The sequence below is a fragment of the Streptomyces poriferorum genome (assembly GCF_019399235.1).
GTDB lineage: Bacteria > Actinomycetota > Actinomycetes > Streptomycetales > Streptomycetaceae > Streptomyces > Streptomyces poriferorum.
Window position 1 is genome coordinate 1 of the sequence record NZ_JAELVH010000021.1, and the last position, 21,197, is coordinate 21,197.

Annotated in this window: 20 protein-coding genes; 12 read left to right on the plus strand and 8 right to left on the minus strand. The window is 71.7% G+C overall.

Annotated features, from left to right (window positions below):
• Positions 1-9 precede the first annotated feature (9 nt).
• The gene (locus JGS39_RS06090) at positions 10-1,212 is read left to right on the plus strand and encodes a glycoside hydrolase family 10-like protein (RefSeq protein WP_308120210.1); all 1,203 of its coding nucleotides are present in this window, start codon (positions 10-12) and stop codon (positions 1,210-1,212) included.
• Between the two features lie 10 nt (positions 1,213-1,222).
• On the opposite strand, the gene JGS39_RS06095 is transcribed toward JGS39_RS06090, so the two are convergent.
• On the minus strand, positions 1,223-1,429 hold the full coding sequence (locus JGS39_RS06095) for a DUF1918 domain-containing protein (protein WP_219567691.1): 207 nt from the start codon (positions 1,427-1,429) through the stop codon (positions 1,223-1,225).
• A 42-nt stretch (positions 1,430-1,471) separates the two neighbouring features.
• Positions 1,472-2,443, minus strand: coding sequence for a DMT family transporter (locus JGS39_RS06100; protein WP_219567692.1), 972 nt, complete (start codon positions 2,441-2,443; stop codon positions 1,472-1,474).
• Between JGS39_RS06100 and JGS39_RS06105 the strand changes: the two genes are divergently transcribed.
• The 4 genes from JGS39_RS06105 to JGS39_RS06120 all read left to right on the plus strand — a co-directional run bounded on the left by JGS39_RS06105 (position 2,442) and on the right by JGS39_RS06120 (position 6,410).
• Positions 2,442-3,890, plus strand: coding sequence for an aminotransferase-like domain-containing protein (locus JGS39_RS06105; RefSeq protein ID WP_219567693.1), 1,449 nt, complete (start codon positions 2,442-2,444; stop codon positions 3,888-3,890). The genes JGS39_RS06100 and JGS39_RS06105 overlap by 2 nt on opposite strands.
• A gap of 179 nt (positions 3,891-4,069) precedes the next feature.
• Complete coding sequence (locus tag JGS39_RS06110; RefSeq protein ID WP_219567694.1) at positions 4,070-4,501, plus strand: GNAT family N-acetyltransferase; 432 nt, start codon at positions 4,070-4,072, stop codon at positions 4,499-4,501.
• 61 nt (positions 4,502-4,562) lie between these two features.
• Positions 4,563-5,138: a histidine phosphatase family protein gene (locus tag JGS39_RS06115; protein WP_219567695.1), complete on the plus strand. Its 576-nt coding sequence runs from the start codon at positions 4,563-4,565 to the stop codon at positions 5,136-5,138.
• Positions 5,139-5,234: 96 nt separating this feature from the next.
• Complete coding sequence (locus tag JGS39_RS06120; RefSeq protein WP_219567696.1) at positions 5,235-6,410, plus strand: serine hydrolase domain-containing protein; 1,176 nt, start codon at positions 5,235-5,237, stop codon at positions 6,408-6,410.
• A 78-nt stretch (positions 6,411-6,488) separates the two neighbouring features.
• Here the strand turns inward: JGS39_RS06120 and JGS39_RS06125 are convergent, their stop codons facing one another.
• The 5 genes from JGS39_RS06125 to JGS39_RS06145 all read right to left on the minus strand — a co-directional run bounded on the left by JGS39_RS06125 (position 6,489) and on the right by JGS39_RS06145 (position 11,885).
• Positions 6,489-8,732 carry an MMPL family transporter gene (locus JGS39_RS06125; RefSeq protein WP_219567697.1) on the minus strand — a complete coding sequence of 748 codons (2,244 nt, stop codon included), beginning with the start codon at positions 8,730-8,732 and terminating at the stop codon, positions 6,489-6,491.
• A gap of 219 nt (positions 8,733-8,951) precedes the next feature.
• On the minus strand, positions 8,952-9,698 hold the full coding sequence (locus tag JGS39_RS06130; RefSeq protein WP_219567698.1) for a Clp protease N-terminal domain-containing protein: 747 nt from the start codon (positions 9,696-9,698) through the stop codon (positions 8,952-8,954).
• Positions 9,699-9,886: 188 nt separating this feature from the next.
• A complete protein-coding gene (locus tag JGS39_RS06135; RefSeq protein ID WP_219567699.1) occupies positions 9,887-10,384 on the minus strand; it encodes a peptidylprolyl isomerase in 498 nt (165 codons plus the stop codon).
• A 130-nt stretch (positions 10,385-10,514) separates the two neighbouring features.
• Entirely contained in the window at positions 10,515-11,027 is a 513-nt protein-coding gene (locus JGS39_RS06140) for a DinB family protein (RefSeq protein ID WP_219567700.1), read from the minus strand.
• A 63-nt stretch (positions 11,028-11,090) separates the two neighbouring features.
• On the minus strand, positions 11,091-11,885 hold the full coding sequence (locus JGS39_RS06145; protein ID WP_219567701.1) for a LysR family substrate-binding domain-containing protein: 795 nt from the start codon (positions 11,883-11,885) through the stop codon (positions 11,091-11,093).
• 58 nt (positions 11,886-11,943) lie between these two features.
• Between JGS39_RS06145 and JGS39_RS06150 the strand changes: the two genes are divergently transcribed.
• From JGS39_RS06150 to rox, 3 genes are all read left to right on the plus strand, one after another.
• Entirely contained in the window at positions 11,944-12,333 is a 390-nt protein-coding gene (locus JGS39_RS06150) for a DUF5997 family protein (RefSeq protein WP_219567702.1), read from the plus strand.
• A 269-nt stretch (positions 12,334-12,602) separates the two neighbouring features.
• The gene (locus JGS39_RS06155; protein WP_219567703.1) at positions 12,603-14,249 is read left to right on the plus strand and encodes a TlrC/CarA/OleB/SrmB family ABC-F type ribosomal protection protein; all 1,647 of its coding nucleotides are present in this window, start codon (positions 12,603-12,605) and stop codon (positions 14,247-14,249) included.
• Positions 14,250-14,390: 141 nt separating this feature from the next.
• Positions 14,391-15,848: a rifampin monooxygenase gene (gene rox, locus JGS39_RS06160; RefSeq protein WP_219567704.1), complete on the plus strand. Its 1,458-nt coding sequence runs from the start codon at positions 14,391-14,393 to the stop codon at positions 15,846-15,848.
• 75 nt (positions 15,849-15,923) lie between these two features.
• Here rox and JGS39_RS06165 read toward each other — a convergent pair whose 3' ends face one another.
• Positions 15,924-16,661: an esterase/lipase family protein gene (locus JGS39_RS06165; protein WP_219567705.1), complete on the minus strand. Its 738-nt coding sequence runs from the start codon at positions 16,659-16,661 to the stop codon at positions 15,924-15,926.
• Positions 16,662-16,909: 248 nt separating this feature from the next.
• On the opposite strand from JGS39_RS06165, the gene argC reads away from it, so the two are divergent.
• Genes argC through JGS39_RS06185 form a run of 4 tightly spaced genes read left to right on the plus strand, consistent with a single transcriptional unit; the run spans position 16,910 to position 21,196 of the window.
• The gene (gene argC, locus JGS39_RS06170) at positions 16,910-17,938 is read left to right on the plus strand and encodes an N-acetyl-gamma-glutamyl-phosphate reductase (RefSeq protein ID WP_219567706.1); all 1,029 of its coding nucleotides are present in this window, start codon (positions 16,910-16,912) and stop codon (positions 17,936-17,938) included.
• Positions 17,935-19,089, plus strand: coding sequence for a bifunctional glutamate N-acetyltransferase/amino-acid acetyltransferase ArgJ (gene argJ / locus JGS39_RS06175; protein ID WP_219567707.1), 1,155 nt, complete (start codon positions 17,935-17,937; stop codon positions 19,087-19,089). Before argC ends, argJ begins: the two co-directional genes overlap by 4 nt.
• Positions 19,086-19,988: an acetylglutamate kinase gene (gene argB / locus JGS39_RS06180; RefSeq protein WP_219567708.1), complete on the plus strand. Its 903-nt coding sequence runs from the start codon at positions 19,086-19,088 to the stop codon at positions 19,986-19,988. The genes argJ and argB overlap by 4 nt, the downstream gene beginning before the upstream one ends.
• Positions 19,985-21,196, plus strand: a complete 1,212-nt coding sequence (locus tag JGS39_RS06185; RefSeq protein ID WP_219567709.1) for an acetylornithine transaminase — start codon at positions 19,985-19,987, stop codon at positions 21,194-21,196. The genes argB and JGS39_RS06185 overlap by 4 nt, the downstream gene beginning before the upstream one ends.
• The last annotated feature ends 1 nt before the right edge of the window (position 21,197 follow it).

The window sequence follows — 21,197 nt, forward strand, 5'->3', positions numbered from 1 at the left end:
CCGGTCGCGGTGGCCGGTGACGCCGCCTGTGCCCCGCGGGGCACAGGCGTTCAGGGCAGGCCCGGCGGGCCCCGTGATGTGGTCCGGCGCGAGCTGCGGGGCATGTGGGTGGCCACGGTCGAGAACATCGACTGGCCGTCGAAGCCGGGTCTGCCCGCCGCCGAGCAGCGGGCCGGGCTGATCGCGTACCTCGACGAGGCGGTCGCCCGGCGCCTGAACGCGGTGATCCTCCAGGTCCGTCCCAGCGCCGACGCGCTCTGGCCCTCACCGTACGAACCGTGGGCCCAGTACCTCACCGGCGTCCAGGGCAAGGACCCCGGCTGGGACCCCCTGGGCACGGCCGTCCAGGAGGCGCACGACCGCGGCCTGGAGCTGCACGCCTGGTTCAACCCGTACCGGGTCGCCAACCACACCGACCCGTCCCGGCTCTCGGCCGGCCACCCGGCGCGGCTGCACCCCGAGTGGGTCCTGCCGTACGGCGGCAAGCTCTACTACAACCCGGGACTGCCCGAGGTCCGTGCGTTCGTCCAGGACGCGATGCTCGACGCGGTCCGCCGCTACGACATCGACGCCGTCCACTGGGACGACTACTTCTATCCGTACCCGGTGGCGGGCCAGACCTTCGCCGACGGTGCCGCGTACGCGAAGCACGGAGCGGGCTTCCCCGACCGCGCCGCCTGGCGGCGCTCCAACACCGACAAGCTGGTACGGGAGATGTCCGAGCGGATCAAGGCGCTCAAGCCGGGCGTCCGGTTCGGCATCAGCCCGTTCGGCGTGTGGCGCAACGCCTCCGCCGACCCGCTCGGCTCACGGACCGAAGCCGGTGTGCAGACGTACGACGATCTCTACGCGGACACCCGCGGCTGGGTCAAGAAGGGCTGGATCGACCATGTCTGCCCGCAGCTGTACTGGCATATCGGCTTCGCGCCCGCCGACTACGCGGCGCTGGTTCCCTGGTGGGACGACGTGGTCCGGGGCACGGGCGTCGATCTCTTCATCGGCGAGGCTCTGTACAAGTCCGGCGACCCCGCCCAGCCCGCCGCCTGGCAGGACCCGGCGGAGCTGTCCCGGCACATCGACTTCGCCGCCGGATACGACCAGGTCCGCGGCCACGCCTACTTCTCGGGGAAGAGCGTGGTCACGGACCGGATCGGTGCGATGGACCGGGTGGTGGCCGACCACTACCGGTCGCGGGCGCGCCCGCCCCGCTGACCGGCGGCTGTCATCGGGTTCCCGGGTCCCGGCCGGTGGTGTGCTGGACGACGCTGTCGGGACCGGGTGCGATCAGGTGTTCGTGTCCGTCCTCGAAGCGGACGCGGTACGGGGGAGTGCCCCCGTCCCCGAGCACTTCGACGATCTCTGCGACCCGGTCGTGCTGCCCCACGGTCCTGCCGTGCGTCAGCAGCCGGTCGCCCGTGTGTGCCTCCATCGGGAGTGACCTCCTCACGGGTGGCGTTCCATGTCGACAAGTCTATGACCGGCCGGCTCCGGCGCGCTGGGTGACGGCGATGCAGAGGAGGACGGCGACCGCCGCCACCGGGGCCGCCGGAGCGACTTCCTCACCGAGCAGCAGGAACGACCAGACGAGCGTCAGCAGGGGCTGGGCGAGCTGAAGCTGGCTGGCCCGGGCGACACCGATCTCGGCCATGCCGCGGTACCAGACGTACAGGCCGAAGAAGGTCGAGGCCACGGACACCCAGACCAGTCCGATCACCCCGTGCGCGGTCCACCGCACCGGTTCGAACGGCAACGCGAGGGCCGCGCCCGCCGCCGCGAGCGGCACGGTGAGGAGCAGTGCCCAGCCGGTCACCTGCCAGCCCGGCATCACCTTCGCCAGCCTGCCGCCCTCGGTGTACCCCGCCGCGCAGACCAGCAGCGCGCAGAACAGGTAGGCGTCCCCGGCCGACAGGCCGCCGCCGCTCTGCGTCACGGTGAAGGCGATCACCACCGCCGCCCCGGCGAGGGCCGCCGCCCAGAAGGCGCGGGGAGGCCGCGATCCGGTGCGGAGCGAGGAGAACACCGCAGTGGTCAGCGGCAGAAGGCCGACCACCACCGCCGCGTGCGATGTCGTCGACGTCCGCAGGGCCAGCGTTGTCAGCAGCGGGAACCCCACGACCACTCCGCCCGCCACCACCACGAGCCCGGCCCAGTGCTGCCGCTCGGGTATCCGCACCCGGGCCGCCAGCAGCACGGCGCCCGCGATCGTGGCTGCCAGCAGGGTGCGCAGGGCCACCAGCGACCAGGGGCCGAAGCTCTCCAGGCCCCAGGCGGTGGAGGGGAAGGTCAGTGAGAAGGAGACCACTCCGAGCAGGGCGAGCAGCGTGCCGTTCGGGCCCGCCGGGACAGGACTGGGGGAGCCGGCGGACGTGAGGGGCGCGGGCCCGTTCCCCGTCGTGCCGACCGCTATCGTGGGGTCGGTAGTAGCGCTATCCTGTGCTGTCATGCAAGAGCGTAGCAGCGTAGCCGACTTGACCGCAGTGCTTCGGAGTGAGCTCAACCGCTACTCATCGGGTGAGAAGCTGCCGTCGAGTCGCGCTCTCGTCGAACGGTTCAGAGCCAGCCCCGTCACCGTCTCGCGGGCCGTCGCACAGCTCGCCGCCGAAGGGCTTGTCGTCACCCGCCCGGGATCCGGTGCGTTCCGGGCGCATCCCCGGACCGGGGGACGGCCGTCCGCCGACACCTCCTGGCAGGAGGTGTCGCTCAACGGCGACGGCGGCCCCGAAGTGGTGCCCCGCACGGTCGACGCCTCCGGGCTGCTGGTCACCCTGACACCTCCGCCCACGGGCGTCGTCGAGTTCAACGGCGGCTATCTGCACAGCTCGCTCCAGCCCGAGCGGGCCATGGCGGCGGCCCTCGCCCGGGCAGGCCGCCGCCCCGGAGCATGGAGCCGCCCGCCCACCGACGGGCTCACCGAACTGCGGGCCTGGTTCGCCCGGGAGATCGGGCCCACGTTCACCGCGGCCGATGTCCTGATCACCGCGGGCGGCCAGAGCGCCCTGGCCACCGCGCTGCGGGCGCTCGCCCAGCCCGGCGCGCCCGTGCTCGTCGAATCGCCCACGTACCCCGGCATGCTGGCGGCCGCACGGGCTGCCGGTCTGCGGCCCGTACCCGTACCCATGGACGCCGACGGTGTGCGGCCCGAACTGCTGGCCGCGGCCTTCGCGGCCACCGGCGCCCGCGTCCTGGTGTGCCAGCCCCTCTTCCACAACCCGACGGGCACGGTCCTCGCCGAGGCCCGGCGCGGCGAGGTCGTCCGGATCGCCCGGGAGGCGGGGGCGTTCGTCGTCGAGGACGACTTCGCCCGCCATCTCGTCCACGACGACGCGGGGCCGCTTCCCGCGGCCCTGGCGGCCGACGATCCCGATGGGGTCGTCGTCCACGTCTGCTCACTGACCAAGGCCACCTCGCCCAGCTTCCGGGTGGGTGCCCTCGCCGCCAGGGGGCCGGTCCTGGAAAGGCTGCGGGCCATCCAGGTCGTGGACAGCCTCTTCGTGCCCCGGCCGCTCCAGGAGGCAGCCCTGGAGCTCGTCGGCTCTCCCGCCTGGGGCCGCCATCTGCGCTCCGTCTCGGCGGAGCTGCGTATCCGCCGCACCGCCATGGTCGCCGAGCTGCGCCGCGAACTGCCCGGCCTCGCACTGCCCCACATTCCCGCCGGCGGCGGAAACCTCTGGGCGCGACTGCCCGATTCGGGTGGCGGTGCCGACGAGTCCGCCATGGTCGCGGCGGCCCTGCGCGCCGGCGTCGCCGTCGCGCCGGGCCGGCCCTACTTCTGCGCCGAACCCCCCTCGCCCCAGGTCCGGTTGAGCTTCGTGGCGGTCGCGGGCATCGCCGAGATCACCGAAGGCGTGCGGCGCCTGTGCACTGCCTGGGCAGGACTGCTCGATACCTAGGTCCTTTCGTTTGGGTCATGCCGGGCTCGCGGGGTCCGGCACGCGCATCTGCGGCGTTGCCGTCGGTCGTCAACGCTCCGCAGTGACTGCCTCCTCCGCCTTGCAGCCGCACGCACCGGACCCCGCTCCCTGATCCGGCCTGATCCAAACGAAAGGACCTGGGCCGCTAGGCTCCGGCCATGACCGAAACGCCTCAGGAACGTTACGAGATCTCGTCCGACCCCGCCCGCCTGGACGCCGCCCGGATCCACAACTGGCTCTCCAACGGCTCCTATTGGGCCAAGGGGCGCACCAGGGAGCACCAGGACCGGGCCATCGCCGGGTCGCTCAACTTCGGCGCCTACGACCTCGCCTCCGGCGAACAGGCCGGATACGCCCGCGTGGTGACCGATCTGGCCACCTTCGCCTGGCTCTGCGACGTGTACGTCGACCCCGCGGCCCGCGGGCACGGCCTGGGCGGACGGCTGGTCGCGGCGGCGCGCGACCACCTCGCCCCGACCGGCGTGTACAGGTTTATGCTCGCCACGGCCGATGCGCACGGCGTGTATGAGAAGGCCGGTTTCCAGCCGCTCGACAACCCGGACCGATGGATGGCCCTGCAGTTCCGCTGAACCGAAACCGGCTGGGGCGGCGCTCTTGACCTGCGAGACAATCGGCTCCACGATCGCGCCCATGAGTGTTCGAGTCACGCTCGTCGCCGCGGCGCGCAGTTCCTCCCTGCTCGGCGAGCGCTTCGACGACGACCGGCCGCTCGACGAGGCCGGCTGGCACGAGGTGCAGTTCGCCGCCCCCGCCCTGGTGCCCCTGGGTGCGGCCGAACTGCGCTACTGCTCACCGACCTCCCGCAGCCGTGCCACGGGGGAGGCGCTCGGCTTCGCACCGCTGGTCCAGCCCGCCCTGCGCGACTGCGACATGGGGCGCTGGCGGGGCTGCACCCTCTCCGACGTCACCGCGCGGGAACCGGCCGCCGTGGACGTCTGGCTGGCGGACCCGCGCTCGGCGCCGCACGGCGGTGAACCCCTGCTCGCCTTCATCTCCCGGATCGGCAACTGGCTGGACACCCGCCCCGCCTGCGACGGCTCCATCGTCGCCGTCGCCGAACCGGCCGTCGTCCGGGCCGCCCTCGTCTACGCGCTGAAGGCCCCGCCGTCGACGTACTGGAACGTCGACGTCCGCCCGCTCTCCACCGTCACCCTCACCGGTCTGCCGCGCCGCTGGAGCTTCCGCCTGGAGACCGGGGCCCGCTGACCGCGGCAGCCCCGGAAGAGAGAGTTCGGTGCCTGCCATGTCTTCCCGCCGGTCCGACCAGTCGGTATGTTGACGGGGATCCGACTCCGACCAGGCATGTCCCAGGCGAGGGAGGCCACTGTGCCGCAGATCCACGGCCACTGCGACGAACGTTTCGCCGCGGTGCGCAGCGCGTTCGAGGCGAATTTCCGCGAGCGTGACGAACTGGGCGCGGCGGTCACCGTCCTGGTCGACGGGCAGCCCGTCGCCGACCTCTGGGGAGGCTGGGCGGACGGCGCCCGCACCCGCCCCTGGGAACAGGACACCCTGGTCAACGTCTGGTCCACCACCAAGGGGCCGGTCGCACTCTGCGCGCACATCCTCGTCGACCGCGGCCTGCTCGACCTCGACGCCCCGGTCGCCGCGTACTGGCCGGAATTCGCCGCAGCGGGCAAGGAGGACGTGCGCGTACGGCATCTGCTCTCCCATCGCGCCGGCCTCGCTGGTCTGCGCGCACCGCACACCCTGGCGGAGCTCTACGACTGGGAGCTGACGACCGCCCGGCTCGCGGCGACCGAGCCGTGGTGGGAGCCAGGCACCCGGTCCGGCTACCACGCCCTGACGTACGGCTTCCTGGTCGGCGAGGTCGTCCGGCGGGTCAGTGGCCTGCTGCCGGGGGAGTTCCTCCGGCAGGAGGTGACCGGCCCGCTCGGCATCGACTTCACCGTCGGACTGCCGGAGAAGGAGGCGGCGCGCGTCGCCGAACTCGTCGTACCCAAGGCGGACCGGGCCCGGCAGGCAGCGCTCTTCGCCCAGATGGAGCCGGTCGCCGTCGCCTCGCTGCTCAATCCGCCCACGGGAGCGGCCGCCGCGAACACTCCCGAGTGGCGGGAGGCGGAGATCCCCGCCGCCAACGGCCACGGCACGGCCCGCGCGGTCGCGTCGCTGTACGGGATCCTCGCGGGGCGCGGCAGCTCCGGCGGCCTGAGGATCCTGTCCGAGGAGGCTGCCGAACGCGTCCGCGAGGGCCAGGGCAGCTGCCGCGACCTGGTGCTGGGCGCCGGGTTCGTCCACGAGACGGAGATCGCGCTCGGCCTGTGGCTGAGCGGACCCGACGCCAGCTACGGACCCAACCCGCGGGCCTTCGGCCACGACGGCGCGGGCGGCTCCTGCGGCCTCGCCGACCCGGAGAACAAGGTCGCGCTCGGCTACGTGATGAACCGGATGGGCCCCCACATCGCCAACGACCCGCGCAAGACGGCACTGGTCGAGGCCGTGTACGCGTCGCTGTGACGGCCCGTGGCGGGGCGGGCCGTGCTCACGGGCCGGTGTACGCCTCGCGCCGGCCGGCCCGTACCGCGACGGGCCGCGTCACGGGGCGGGCAGCGGCGGGACCGACTCGCCCTCGGTGTCGATGCGGGGGAGCACCCGGTCCAGCCACCGGGGCATCCACCAGGCGCTGCGGCCCAGCAACGTCATCACCGCGGGGACCAGCAGCAGCCGCACGATCGTGGCGTCGACGAGCACGCTGACCGCCAGCCCGAGCCCCAGCATCTTGACCACGATGTTGTCGCTGATGACGAAGGCCGCGAAGACGCTGACCATGATGAGCGCGGCGCAGGTGATCACCCGCGCGGTGATCTCCAGCCCGTGTGCCACCGCGCCCTTGCTGTCCCGGGTCCGCAGCCAGGCCTCGTGCACCCGCGAGATCAGGAACACCTCGTAGTCCATGCTCAGACCGAAGACGATGGCGAACATCATCGTCGGGACGTAGCTCTCGATGGGCACGGTTCCGGAGACCCCCAGGGACGGCCCGCCCCAGCCCCACTGGAAGACCGCCACCACCACTCCGTACGAGGCGGCGATGGACAGGAGGTTGAGAACGGCCGCCTTGACGGCGATGAGGACGCCCCGGAACACGATCAGGATGATGATGAAGGCGAGCCCGACGACGACGGCGATGATCAGGGGGAGTCTGCGGGCGATGATGTCCAGGAAGTCCTCCTGGGCGGCGGTCGTGCCGGTCACGTAGGCGGAGGCGGCGGTGCCCGACACGCCCTGCGGCAGGACGTCGTCCTTGAGGTGTTTGAAGAGGGTGGTCGTACCGGCGTCCTGCGGGGCCTCCTTGGACAGGGCGGTACCGATGAGGAGGGCCCCGTCGTCCGTCGGCTGCAACGGGGTGACGCTGGCCGCGCCGGGTACGTCGGTGAGCGCCTTCTGGAGACTGCTCGCCAGTGCCGAGCAGTCCGAGCCCGGCACCGACTGCTGATCGACGACCAGCGTGAACGGGCCGTTCGCACCCGGCCCGAAACCCGTGGAGATCAGGTCGAACGCGCGCCGGTCGGTGAAGCTCGTCGGATCGGCCCCGTCGTCGATGTGGCCCAGCCGGATGGAGAACAGCGGGATCGCGAGGACCCCCACCACGACCAGCCCGGCGAGCAGGAACCACCAGGGCCGCCGCTCCACCCGCTGGGCGTAGCGGTGCCAGCCGCCCACCGCCTCGGTGCCGGGCCCGGCACCGCCCTCGGCGACCGGCGGCCGTACCCGGTAGCGGTCGATCCGCCGGCCGATGAGGCCGAGCAGGGCCGGAACCAGGGTGACCGCACCGACGACGGCGGTGATCACGGTCACCGCGGCCGCGGCCCCCAGCTTGCCGATGAAGCTGACCCGGGAGACGTACAGACCGGCCAGCGCGACGATGACGGTGCAGCCGGAGACCAGGACGGCCCGTCCGCTGGTGGCTACCGCGCGGCCGGCGGCCCGGACCGGGTCGGCGCCGTCCATGACGAGCTGGCGGTGCCGGGTGATCAGGAAGAGCGCGTAGTCGATGCCGACGCCCAGTCCGATCATGGTGGCGAGCGTGGGCGAGACGCTCGCGAAGGTGGTGGCCGCGGCCACCAGCGACAGACAGCTCAGCCCGACGATCACGCTGATCAGCGCCGTGAGCAGGGGGACGCCGGCCGCGATGATGCTGCCGAAGCCGATGAGCAGCACCACCACGGCGACGGCGAATCCGACGGCCTCGCTGGTGAGGTCCGTGGTCTCGGGCCGGGCGAGCTCTCCCAGCGGTCCGCCGTACTCGACCTCCACACCGGCGGAGCGCAGCGGCTTCACCGCCGTGTCGACCTGGTCGAGATAGGCATCGTCCAACGAGGTCGGGTTCACGTCGAACCGCACGGTGATGTACCCCGTCATGCCGTCCTTGGACAGCGCGGTGGACGTCGAGGAGGAGGACGAGGGCAGCGGGTTCTGGGCGGAGAGGACGTGCGGCAGCTTCTGGAGGTTGCCCACCACCTGGTCGACCTGGCTCTGCACGTCGGTCAGGGGCTTCTGCGCATCGTGCAGGACCACCTGTGCCCCGGTGCCCCCCGCTGCCGGATCGTGCGCCTTCAGGAGTTCGGCGCCGGTGTTGGACTGGGTGCCGGGCAGGTTGAAGTCGTCGGAGTACGTCCCTCCGAAGGCGCTCTGCAGGGCGTGCAGCCCGCCGAGGGCGACCACCCACAGCACGATCACGACGACGAAGTGGCGCGCGCACCATTCGCCCAGCCGCAGCAGCCACCCCCTGCCGGTACGGGCCGGTGGTGTGGACGTGCTGCTGCCGCTGGGCGGGACCATGCGCTCTCCCGGAGAAGGGGACCTGCCGTTGAGGAGGGCGTTGCTCACCCCGGGGTCCACTTCGCGAAGGTAGAGGCCGGTGCGGCCCCGTCGGCCCGCGACACGTCCCACGCCCTGCGCGTTCCGCCGCACGGCCGGTAGCCGCCGCGGGAGCCGGTCGCGGCCGCACCGTGAACAGCCCCGCCGCGAACCGTCCCGCCGCGAACAGTCCCGGTCCGGTCAGTTCTGTTGCTGCTGTGCGTCGACGATGAGGGTGAGCGCCTCGGTGATGGCCGTCTCCGCGGTGGCCTTGTCGATCCCGAGGCCGGTCAGCAGCCCCGCGCCGTCCTCGTGCTCCAGCAGGGCCAGCAGGATGTGCTCCGTACCGATGTAGTTGTGCCCCATGCGCAGGGCCTCCCGGAAGGTGAGCTCCAGAGCCTTGCGCGCATCGGCGTTGTACGGGATGAGCTCGGGCACCTCGCCCTCCGCGGCTGCCGGGAGCGCCTGCTCGGCGGCCTGGCGCACCGTGTCCAGGGCGATGCCCTGCGCCTTGATGAAGGCCCCCGCGAGTGCCTCCGGTTCGCTGAGCAGCCCCAGCACGATGTGCTCGGTGCCGATCTCGGCGTTGCCCGCGGCGTGCGCCTCGTTCTGTGCGGCCATCACCACGTTCTTCGCGCGCACCGTGAAGCGGCTGAAGCCCTGACTCGGGTCGAGTTCGGACAGTTCGCCGGGGTCCTTGGCCACGAACCGCTTCTGGGCGGCCTGCCGGGTCACGCCCATGCTCTTGCCGATCTCCGTCCAGGAGGCGCCGGACCGCCGGGCCTGGTCCACGAAGTGCCCGATCAGGTGGTCGGCGACGTCACCCAGGTGGTCCGCCGCGATGACGGCGTCCTGGAGCTGGTCGAGGGCGTCGGGGTGGACCTTCTTGATGGCTGCGATGAGGTCGTCCAGACGGACGGGCTGCGTCATGCCTACGGGATTCGTCATGTGTCAACGGTAGGTTGACAGTGCCTGACTGTCAACCTTCGGTTGACACTCGTGCCCGGTGCATGGACGCGTGTGCGACGAGGACCCCGAGGGACGTACCGGAAGGGCCCCCGTAACGACGCGACGCGCCGGCCGACGGTGTTCGTCGGCCGGCGCGTCGCGGTGAGCTGTTGTGCGAGCGGACCGGGTCAGAGCGTCCCGGAGTCGGCGATGGTGACCTTCGCCTTGGTGCGGCCGCTCTGCGAACCGAGACCCTCGATCTTCGTGACCAGGTCCATGCTCTGCTGGTCGGCGACCTCGCCGAAGACCACGTGCTTGCCGTCCAGCCAGGAGGTCACGATGGTCGTGATGAAGAACTGCGAGCCGTTGGAGTTCGGGCCGCTGTTCGCCATCGAGAGGAGGCCGGGCTTGGTGTGCGCCAGCTTGAAGTTCTCGTCGTCGAACTTCGCGCCGTAGATGCTCTTGCCGCCGGTGCCGTCACCGCGGGTGAAGTCACCGCCCTGCAGCATGAACTCGGGGATGACGCGGTGGAAGGAGGAGCCCTTGTAGCCGTAGCCCTGCTCGCCCGTGGCCAGCTGGCGGAAGTTCTCCGCGGTCTTGGGGACCACGTCGTCGTACAGGTTGAAGACGATCCGCCCGGCGGGCTCGTCGTTGATGGTGATGTCGAAGTAAACCTTGCTCGTCATGGAACCATCCTGACATCTGCCCGCCCGGCCCCGACGGGCGGGCGCGTTTGAACACCGCTCACGGGTGAGTGGCCAGGGGCATGTGGTCGACACCCGGCCGGGGTCGCCCGCCACGCCGCAGCCCGCGCCGTCACACTCCCGTACTGCCGTCGATCCGCTCCCGCAGCAGGTCGGCGTGGCCGCTGTGGCGGGCGTACTCACCGATCATGTGCGTGTAGATCCACCGCAGACTCACCTCGCCGCCCATGAACGGGGCCGTGTCCTCCAGCGACCGCCCGGCGCAGTTGGCCCGGGACACGGCGATCTCCTTCTGCCAGCGAGCGCAGGCTCCCGCGAAGGTCTCGTCTCCGGAGAGCTCGAACCCCCCGTCGTGGCCCTCGGGCCCGGCCGGTCCCCCCTGTACGGGCGGGACGTCCTCGCCGGTGAGCACCCGGCGGAACCAGTTCCGCTCGACCTCCGTGAGGTGCTGGACGAGTCCCATCAAGGTCAGCGCCGACGGTGCCGCGGAGGCCTCACGCACCTGCTCGTCGGCGAGTCCTTCGCATTTCACCGCCACGGTGGCCCGGTAGAAGTCGAGCCAGGAGGCCAGGTTGGTGCGCTCGTCGGCGTTCAGGGGCGGCATCGGGCGTTCGGTGTGCGTCATGATCACCGATGCTGCCAGCAGGGTCTGACATCGTGCTGCCGCGACCTGACGCCGCGGCTTCGCCTACGGCCGCCGCCGGGGCTTGCCGCGCTTCGCGCCGGCGGCCCCCTTGGCACCGCGGGCGCCCTTCGCTCCCTTGGCTCCGCCCGAACCGCCACGGGCGTTCTTCCCCGCCGGCGAACCCGCCGCAGGCTTGCGCCCGTCGGCGCGCTTAGCCTTCGCCTTCGGCTGTTCGGCGGACGCCGTCCCCCGGCCCCGAGAGCTGTTCACGGTCCGTCCGCGGACGATCCCGATGAAGTCCTCCACCAGGTCGGTGGTCCTGTCCTCGGGCCAGGACAGGGCGATCCGTGACTCAGGGGCGTCCGACAGCGGACGGTAGGTGAGGTCCTTGCGGTGGTGCAGCCGGGCGAGCGACTGCGGAACGGCGAGGACACCCACCCCGGCGGCCACCAGCTCGACGGCATCGGCCGTCGTGGCCGGGCGCTCGATCGCGGGCCTGCCGGGGAGCTCCTCCCAGCCGAGGGTGTCGTCGAGCGGATGCAGCACGATGTCGTCGGCCAGTTCCGCGAGCGAGACCTCGTCGACCGCCGCCGCCACGTGGTCCTTGGGGATCACGACGACGGTCTGCTCCGTGTAGAGCGGGATCGCGCTGAGGTCCGCGCCGTCGACCGGCAGCCGTACGAAGCCCGCGTCGGCCTCGCCGGCGCGCAGCAGGGCCGTCGCCTCGGCGGCGGGCACCGCGACGAGCGTCAGGGGGATGTCCGGCAGACGCTCGTTCCAGATCCGCACCCACTTGGTGGGTGTCACCCCGGGGACGTACGCGAGCCGGAATGAAGGGGATGCTTCCGAGCCTGTCACCCCGCCAGGTTACCGGTCGTGGTCAGAGGCGGCGCACACGCTCGATACTCTTGACCTCATGACGTCGCACCAGACCACCCAGACCATGAAGCCCGCGACCGCGGCGAAGAAACTGGGTGTGTACCTCGAGGCCACCCCCACCGAGTTCCAGGAGGGTGTCGTCTCGCGCGCCGAGCTGGCGGCCCTCCAGGCCGATCCGCCCGAGTGGCTGCAGGAACTGCGGCGCAACGGCCCGCACCCGCGGCCGGTGGTCGCGTCCAAGCTGGGCGTCTCCATCTCCGGCCTCGCCCGCGGGGGAGTCACGGACGCCCTCACCACGGAGCAGATCGACGCGCTGAAGCAGGACAACCCCGAGTGGCTGCAGAAGGAGCGCGCCACGCAGGCGGAGGTCCGTAAGGAAACCGTACGCATCAAGGAGCGGAACGCGGAGCGCAAGGACGCGTCCTAGGAGCGTTCGCCTCCCACCCCGAAGTCCGCCGTGTGGGCGGTCCTCGTCCCCTCGCAGCCCGGGGACGGAGGCCGCCCACGCGTCGTTTCCGTGAAGGTCCTGCGGCCCGGAAAACCGGATGACGGCCCACCGGACCCCGCGTACCTTGGTCCGCATGGGAACGCTGTGATCGCCCCGCCCACGACCGCGTAGAGCTCCGCTCCGCCGTCGTGGCGCCGATTCGTCCACGAATCCGTTCTGCCGGCACGGCCGGGAACAGGGGCTCATTCATGCACCCATCACACTCCGCACAACTCTCTCTGCACGGCGTCACCAAGCGTTACGGCGAGCGCACCGTGCTGCACCGGATCTCGCTCGCCCTCGCCCCCGGTGAGAAGGCCGGCGTCGTCGGCGACAACGGGGCCGGCAAGTCCACTCTGCTCCGCCTCCTCGCCGGCCGTGAGACGCCCGACGCGGGCGAGGTGTCCGTCGTCTCGCCCGGCGGTACGGGGTATCTCGCCCAGGCCATCGGGCTGACCCCGCACGCCACCGTCCAGGACGCCGTGGACGTGGCACTGGGCGAACTGCGCACGCTCGAAGCGGAGCTGCGCCGGGCCGGGTCCGCGCTGGCCGGAGCATCGGCCGGACCGGAACTCGGCGCGGCCCTCGCCTCGTACGCGCGCCTGACCGAGCAGTACGAGGCACGCGACGGCTACGGCGCCGACACCCGGGTGGACACCGCGATGCACGGGCTCGGTCTGCCGTGGCTGTCCAGGGACCGGCCGCTGGGCACGCTCTCCGGCGGCGAGCGTTCACGGCTGGCACTGGCCGCGACGCTCGCGTCCCGCCCGGAACTGCTGCTGCTGGACGAGCCGACCAACGATCTCGACGACCGGGGGGTCGGCTGGCTGGAGGACCATCTGCGGGCCCACCGCGGAACGGTCGTCGCGGTCACCCACGACCGCGTCTTCCTGGAGCGGATCACCAGCACGGTCCTGGAGGTCGAAGGCGGCCGGGTCTCCCGTCACGGCAACGGCTACGCCGGATACCTCACGGCCAAGGCCACGGAACGCCGTCGGCGCCGGGAGCGGTACGACGAGTGGCGGGCCGAACTCGACCGCAGCCGCAGGCTCGCCGAGTCCAACGTGGCCCGTCTGGACGCCATCCCGCGCAGGATGCCGCAGGCCAACTTCGGTTCCGGGGCGTTCCGCGCACGGGGGCGCGCCCACGGTGCGATGAGCCGTATCCGTAACGCGAAGGAGCGCGTCGAGCGGCTGACCGCGAGCCCGCTGACCCCGCCGCCGGACCCGCTGTCGTTCACGGCCCGCATCGCCACCGCGGCCGGCCCCGGCGAGGCACCCGCCGCGGTCCTGGAGGACGTGGTCGTCGAGGGCCGGCTGACGGTGCCACAGCTGCGCATCGGTCCGGCCGAGCGCGTGCTGGTCACCGGCCCCAACGGCGCGGGCAAGAGCTCCCTGCTGCGGGTCCTGGCCGGGGAACTCCGGCCGGACGCGGGCGCGGTGCGCGTCGCCGGGCGGGTGGGACACCTGCGGCAGGAGGAGACGCCGTGGCCGCCGGGCCTGAGCGTGCTGGCGGCCTTCGCCCACGGCCGCCCCGGCGACCGGGACGAGCATGCCGACATGCTGCTGTCGCTGGGCCTGTTCGAGCCGGACGCCCTGCGGTTGCGCGTCGGGAGCCTCTCGTACGGCCAGCGGCGGCGCATCGAACTCGCCCGGCTGGTCAGCGAACCGGTGGACCTGCTTCTGTTGGACGAGCCGACCAACCACCTCTCGCCCGCGCTCGTCGAAGAGCTGGAGGCGGCGCTGACCGGTTACGCGGGGGCGCTGGTGCTGGTCACTCACGACCGCCGGATGCGGGCGCGGTTCGGCGGCACCCGGCTGGAGATGAGGGAGGGCGCCGTCACCGGCGCCCTCTGAAAAAACAGAAGGCAAGGAGCGTGATGCCTCCCTGCCGGTTTCAAGATATAGCGCACCGGGGGCCTTGCGGCAAGGCCCCCGGTGCGCCGCAGAATGACCGGCCACGGCCGGATTCTGCTGATCTCCTGAACGGGTGTTCCGATGATTGATGTGATCGTGGTCGGCGGCGGACCGACCGGATTGATGCTGGCCGCAGAGCTGCGGCTGCACGACGTGCGCGTCGTCGTACTGGAGAAGCTCACCGGACCGACGGGGGAGTCCCGCGGGCAGGGTCTGCACGCGCGCAGCGTCGAGGTGATGGACCAGCGCGGCCTGCTGGAACGGTTCCTGGCGGTGAGCGAGAAGTTCCAGGTGGGCGGCCTTTTCGGCGGAATCGCCACGGCGTGGCCGGACGGGCTGGACACGGCCCATCCGTACGGCCTCGCCACGCCGCAGCCGGTCACCGAGCGGATTCTCGGGGAACGGGCGGCCGAGCTCGGTGCGGAGATCCGGCGCGGCTGCGAAGTGGTCGCGCTGAGCCGGTCCGAAGAGGGGGACGAAGCCGGCGTGACCGTCCAGCTGGCGGACGGCACCCGGCTGCGCTCGCGCTACCTCGTCGGCTGCGACGGCGGCCGCAGCACGGTGCGCAAGCTGGCCGGGATCGGATTTCCCGGTGAGGCGGCCACGGTCGAGACGCTGCTGGGGGAGATGGAGGTGACCGAGGACCCCGAGAAGATCGCCGCCGTCGTCGCGGACGTCCGCAGGACCCAGCTGCGGTTCGGCGTCGGTCCCGAGAAGGACGGGGTGTGCCGCGTCGTCGTGCCCGCCGACGGGGTCTGCGAGGACCGAACGTCCCCGCCGACGCTGGCGGACTTCCAGCAGCGGCTCCGGGCGGTCGCGGGCACCGACTTCGGAGTGCACTCGCCGCGCTGGATGTCCCGGTTCGGCGACGCCACCCGGCAGGCCGAGCGCTACCGCGCCGGCCGGGTGCTGCTGGCCGGAGACGCTGCGCACATCCATCCGCCGACCGGCGGGCAGGGACTCAACCTCGGCGTCCAGGACGCCTTCAACCTCGGCTGGAAGCTGGCCGCGGAGGTCCACGGCCGGGCGCCGGAGGGCCTGCTGGACAGCTATCACTCCGAACGGCACCCGGTGGGCGCCGCCGTGCTGGACAACACCCGTGCGCAGATCACGCTGCTGGGGACCGACCCGGGTGCGACCGCGCTGCGGGCGCTGTACACGAAGCTGATGGGCTTCGAGGAGGTGAACCGGTACATGACCGGGGTGATTACCGCGCTCGACATCCGTTACGACCTCGGCGAGGGCCACGCGCTGCTCGGCCGCCGGATGCCGGACATCGGGCTGAAGGACGGGCGGCGCCTCTACTCGCTGATGCACGGCGGGCGCGGGCTGCTCGTCGACCGGACGGGCCGGCTCTCGGCGGCGGGCTGGGCGGACCGGGTCGATCACATCGCCGATGCCGGCGAGGAGGGCGTCGGCGACGGTCTCGGCGCACCCGCGGTCCTGCTGCGTCCGGACGGCCATGTGGCGTGGGCCGGTGCGGACCAGGGGGAACTGCTCGACCGGCTGTCCCGGTGGTTCGGCCCGGCCGTCCACTGATACCGGACGCGCCGGTGTCCCGTCCCCGGTGCCCGGCGGGGGCGGGGACGGGACGTGTCCGGCCGGTGCGACGGGTCAGGAGGCGACGAAGCGCGCGATCTGGCCCAGCACGATCGTGTCCGTCAGGTACCCGATGTGGGTCTGGCAGAGCACGTTGTTGTTCGTCGCGCCGCTCAGCCTGGTGCTGGTGTACGGGAGGATGATGCCGTCGCACGCGGAGTACCAGCTGGCGTACTTGGTGTCACCCGGTGTCTCGTCGCCCGCGCTGATCTGGGAGATGAAGGAGGATCCCGGGTACATCTGCTGGCAGGTCGTGTAGATCAGACAGGCACTGGCGAACGTCGTTCCGTGGTTGGCGCCCGCGATGGACGCGAGGTGGCTGACGCTGCTGTGGCCGCCCAGCACCTTCAGGTAGTACTGGCTGACCAGGCCGCCCATCGAGTGGTTGACGATCGCGACCTTGCTCGCACCGGTCTGCGACTTCACGTTGTTGACGAACGTGGCCAGGCCCTGGGCGTTGGTGATGTTGTTGCCGTACGAGTTGTACTCGTAGGCGAAGAGCTTCGAGCTGGACCAGCCGTTGAGCTGGAAGACGCTCTTGGCGGTGGTCCAGTTGGAGGCGTTGCCGGTGTACCCGTGGACGAAGACGACCGGGGTGCTGGTCGACAGCGGCGTCACGGCCGCGGCGGTGGCGGTCTGCGCGGCCGGTGCGCGATCGGCCGCGCCGGCCGCGGACGTCGAGCCGAACAGGGTGAACGCGACCGTGACGGCCGCGAGAACGCCGAGAAGGCGGCGGGGTGAACGACGACGCATGGGGGCACTCCTGACAGGGGTGTGGGGATGCGGGGATGCGGATGCCTGCTTGGATCAGGGTCGGGGCGCGGGGCGCGGACGGCATCGGTGATTTCACCGGTGTTCGCGAGCCGCCGGGGCCGCACACCGGGGCGGGGCCGTCACCCGGCGTACCGGCGGGCCCGGCCCGTATACCGCTGGATGATCGCAAGTCTTTGCATAAAAGTGCAGGCTTGCGTATAGTCATGCCATCGACGAGGAGGATTTCGATGGTGGTACGTGCAGCGGTGGCAGGGGCGAGCGGATATGCCGGCGGGGAGCTGCTCCGCCTTCTGCTGGTCCACCCCGAGGTCGAGATCGGGGCCCTCACAGCGAACTCCAACGCGGGCCAACCGCTCGGCGCCCTGCAGCCGCACCTGCGGCCGCTGGCCGGCAGGGTGCTCCAGCCGACCACGCCCGAGGTGCTCGCCGGGCACGACGTGGTCTTCCTCGCCCTGCCCCACGGGCAGTCCGCCGCCGTCGCGGAGCAGCTCGGCGACGAGGTGCTCGTGGTCGACATGGGGGCCGACTTCCGCCTCAAGGACGCCGCGGACTGGGAGAAGTTCTACGCCTCACCGCATGCCGGGACCTGGCCCTACGGTCTGCCCGAGCTGCCCGGCGGACGGGCGGCGCTGGCCGGGAGCAAGCGCATCGCGGTGCCCGGCTGCTACCCGACCGCCGTCTCGCTGGCGCTCTTCCCGGCGTACGCGGCCCAGCTCGCCGAGCCCGAGGCCGTGATCGTCGCCGCCTCCGGGACCTCCGGCGCCGGCAAGGCGGCCAAGCCGCATCTGCTCGGCTCCGAGGTGATGGGCAACATGTCGCCGTACGGCGTCGGCGGTGTCCACCGGCACACGCCCGAGATGATCCAGAACCTCAGCGCCGCCGCCGGTGAACCGGTCACCGTGTCCTTCACCCCGACCCTCGCCCCGATGCCCCGCGGCATCCTCGCCACGTGCAGCGCGAAGGCGAAGCCCGGCGTGAGCGCCGAGTCCGTGCGCGCCGCGTACGAGAAGGCCTACGCGGACGAGCCGTTCGTCGATCTGCTCCCCGAGGGGCAGTGGCCCGCGACGGCCGCCGTGTACGGCTCCAACGCCGTCCAGATCCAGGTCGCGTACGACGAGGCGGCCGGCCGGATCATCGTGATCAGCGCCATCGACAACCTCGCCAAGGGCACCGCGGGCGGGGCCCTGCAGAGCATGAACATCGCCCTCGGACTCCCCGAGGACACCGGACTTTCCACGATCGGAGTGGCACCGTGAGCGTCACGGCAGCACAGGGATTCTCCGCGGCGGGCATCGCCGCGGGAATCAAGGAGAGCGGCAACCCGGATCTGGCCCTCGTGGTCAACAACGGTCCGCGTCGCGCCGCCGCGGGCGTCTTCACCTCCAACCGTGTCAAGGCCGCTCCCGTCCTCTGGTCGGAGCAGGTGCTCAAGGGCGGCGAGGTCTCCGCCGTCGTCCTCAACTCCGGCGGAGCCAACGCCTGTACGGGACCGCAGGGCTTCCAGGACACCCACGCCACCGCCGAGAAGGCGGCCGAGGTCCTCGAAGGCCACAGCGCCGGTGAGATCGCCGTCGCCTCGACCGGGCTCATCGGCCTGCTGCTCCCCATGGACAAGCTGCTGCCCGGCATCGAGAAGGCCGCGGCGGCCCTGAGCGAGCACGGCGGCGAGAAGGCCGCCATCGCCATCAAGACCACCGACACCGTCCACAAGACGGCCGTCGCCGGCGGCGAGGGCTGGACCGTCGGCGGCATGGCCAAGGGCGCGGGCATGCTCGCCCCCGGCCTCGCCACGATGCTCGTCGTCCTCACCACCGACGCCGACGTCGCCGCCCCCGCGCTCGACGCCGCGCTGCGCGACGCCACCCGGACCACCTTCGACCGGGTCGACTCGGACGGCTGCATGTCCACCAACGACACCGTGCTCCTGCTCGCCTCCGGGGCGAGCGGTATCACCCCGGAGCAGAGGGAGTTCGCCGAGGCCGTACGGGCCGTCTGCGACGACCTCGCCCGGCAGCTGATCGGTGACGCGGAGGGCGCCTCCAAGGACATCCGGATCGAGGTCGTGAACGCCGCGACCGAGGACGACGCCGTCGAGGTGGGCCGCTCCATCGCCCGTAACAACCTCCTCAAGTGCGCCATCCACGGCGAGGACCCCAACTGGGGCCGGGTGCTGTCCGCGATCGGCACGACGAAGGCGGCCTTCGAGCCGGATCAGCTGAACGTCGCGATCAACGACGTATGGGTCTGCAAGAACGGCGGCGTGGGCGAGGACCGCGACCTCGTGGACATGCGCTACCGCGAGGTCAGGATCACCGCCGACCTCGCCGCGGGCACCGAGTCGGCCGTCATCTGGGCCAACGACCTCACCGCGGACTACGTCCACGAGAACAGCGCGTACAGCTCATGACCGCCGCGCGGAAGCACACCGCACTCCCGAAGGCGCAGATCCTCATCGAGGCGCTGCCCTGGCTGACCCGGCACAACGGCAAGACCGTCGTCATCAAGTTCGGCGGCAACGCCATGATCGACGAGGAGCTGAAGGCCGCCTTCGCCCAGGACGTCGTCTTCCTGCGGCACGCCGGTCTCAAGCCCGTCGTCGTGCACGGCGGCGGCCCGCAGATCAGCGCGCAGCTCGACAAACAGGGCCTGGTCAGCGAGTTCAAGGCCGGGCTGCGTGTCACCACGCCCGAGGCGATGGACGTCGTACGGATGGTGCTCGCCGGACAGGTCCAGCGCGAGCTCGTCGGCCTGCTCAACCAGCACGGGCCGCTGGCCGTGGGTATGACCGGGGAGGACGCCCACACGATCACCGCGGTCCAGCACCGCCCCGTGATCGACGGCGAGGCCGTCGACATCGGGCGGGTCGGCGAGATCACCGCGATCGACACCGGGGCCATCCAGGCGCTGCTGGACGACGGCCGCATCCCGGTCATCTCCTCCATCGCCCGCTCGGCGGAGGACAACCACGTCTACAACGTCAACGCCGACACCGCGGCCGCCGCCCTGGCCGCCGCGCTGAACGCCGAGACACTGATGGTCCTCACCGACGTCGAGGGCCTGTACGAGGACTGGCCCAACAGCGACGACGTGATCAGCCGCCTCACCGCCACCGAGCTGGAGAAGCTCCTGCCGGAACTCTCCAGCGGCATGGTGCCCAAGATGCAGGGCTGCCTGCACGCCGTGCGCAACGGCGTGGAGACGGCCCGCGTCATCGACGGCCGGGTCCAGCACTCGATCCTGCTGGAGATCTTCACCGACGAAGGAATCGGCACGATGGTCGTGCCCGACGCACAGGGGGAAGCATGACCAACGCCGAGCTCTCGCAGCGGTGGCAGCACGCGCTGATGGACAACTACGGCACCCCGAAGCTGTCCCTCGTCCGCGGTCAGGGCGCCCATGTGTGGGACGCCGACGGCACCCGGTACCTCGACTTCGTCGGCGGCATCGCGGTGAACGCCCTGGGCCACGCCCACCCCGCGGTCGTCGAGGCGGTCTCCACCCAGATCGCCTCCCTCGGCCACGTCTCCAACCTCTTCATCGCCGAGCCGCCCGTCGCGCTCGCCGAACGGCTGCTCCAGCTCTTCGGCCGCACCGGCAAGGTCTACTTCTGCAACTCGGGCGCCGAGGCCAACGAGGCCGCGTTCAAGATCGGCCGGCTGACCGGGCGTACCCACATGGTCGCCACCGGCGGCGCCTTCCACGGCCGGACCATGGGCTCCCTCGCGCTCACCGGTCAGCCGAAGAAGCGCGAGGCGTTCGTCCCGCTGCCCGGCGACGTCACGCACGTCCCGTACGGGGACGTCGAGGCGCTGCGGGCCGCGGTGACCACGGACACCGCGCTGCTGATCATCGAGCCGATCCAGGGCGAGAACGGCGTGGTCGTGCCGCCCAAGGGCTATCTGGAGGCGGCCCGGGAGATCACCCGGACCACCGGCACCCTCCTCGTCCTCGACGAGGTACAGACCGGCATCGGCCGGTGCGGCAGCTGGTTCGAGCACCAGCAGCACCAAGGGGTTGAGCCCGATCTGGTCACCCTCGCCAAGGGACTGGGCGGCGGACTGCCGATCGGCGCCACGGTGGCGTTCGGCGAGGCCGCCGAGCTGCTCGCGCCCGGTCAGCACGGCACGACGTTCGGCGGCAACCCGGTCGCCTGCGCCGCCGGTCTCGCGGTCCTGGACACCCTGGCCGCCGACGGCGCGCTGGACAACGTGAAGCGGCTCGGCGAGCGGATCCGCAACGGCGTGGAAGGCCTCGGGCACCCGCTGGTCTCCCACGTCCGGGGCTCCGGCCTGCTGCTGGGTATCGTGCTCACCGAGCCCCTCGCACCCCAGGTGCAGCAGGCGGCTCAGGGAGCCGGGCTCCTGGTGAACGCGCCCGCCCCCGATGTCGTACGGCTGATGCCGCCGCTGATCATCGGTGAGGCGGACGTGGACGCGTTCCTCCAGGCACTGCCCGGTGCCCTCGACGCGGCATACGGGGACGGACGATCCGGGGCAGGACGCACCGGAGAATGAG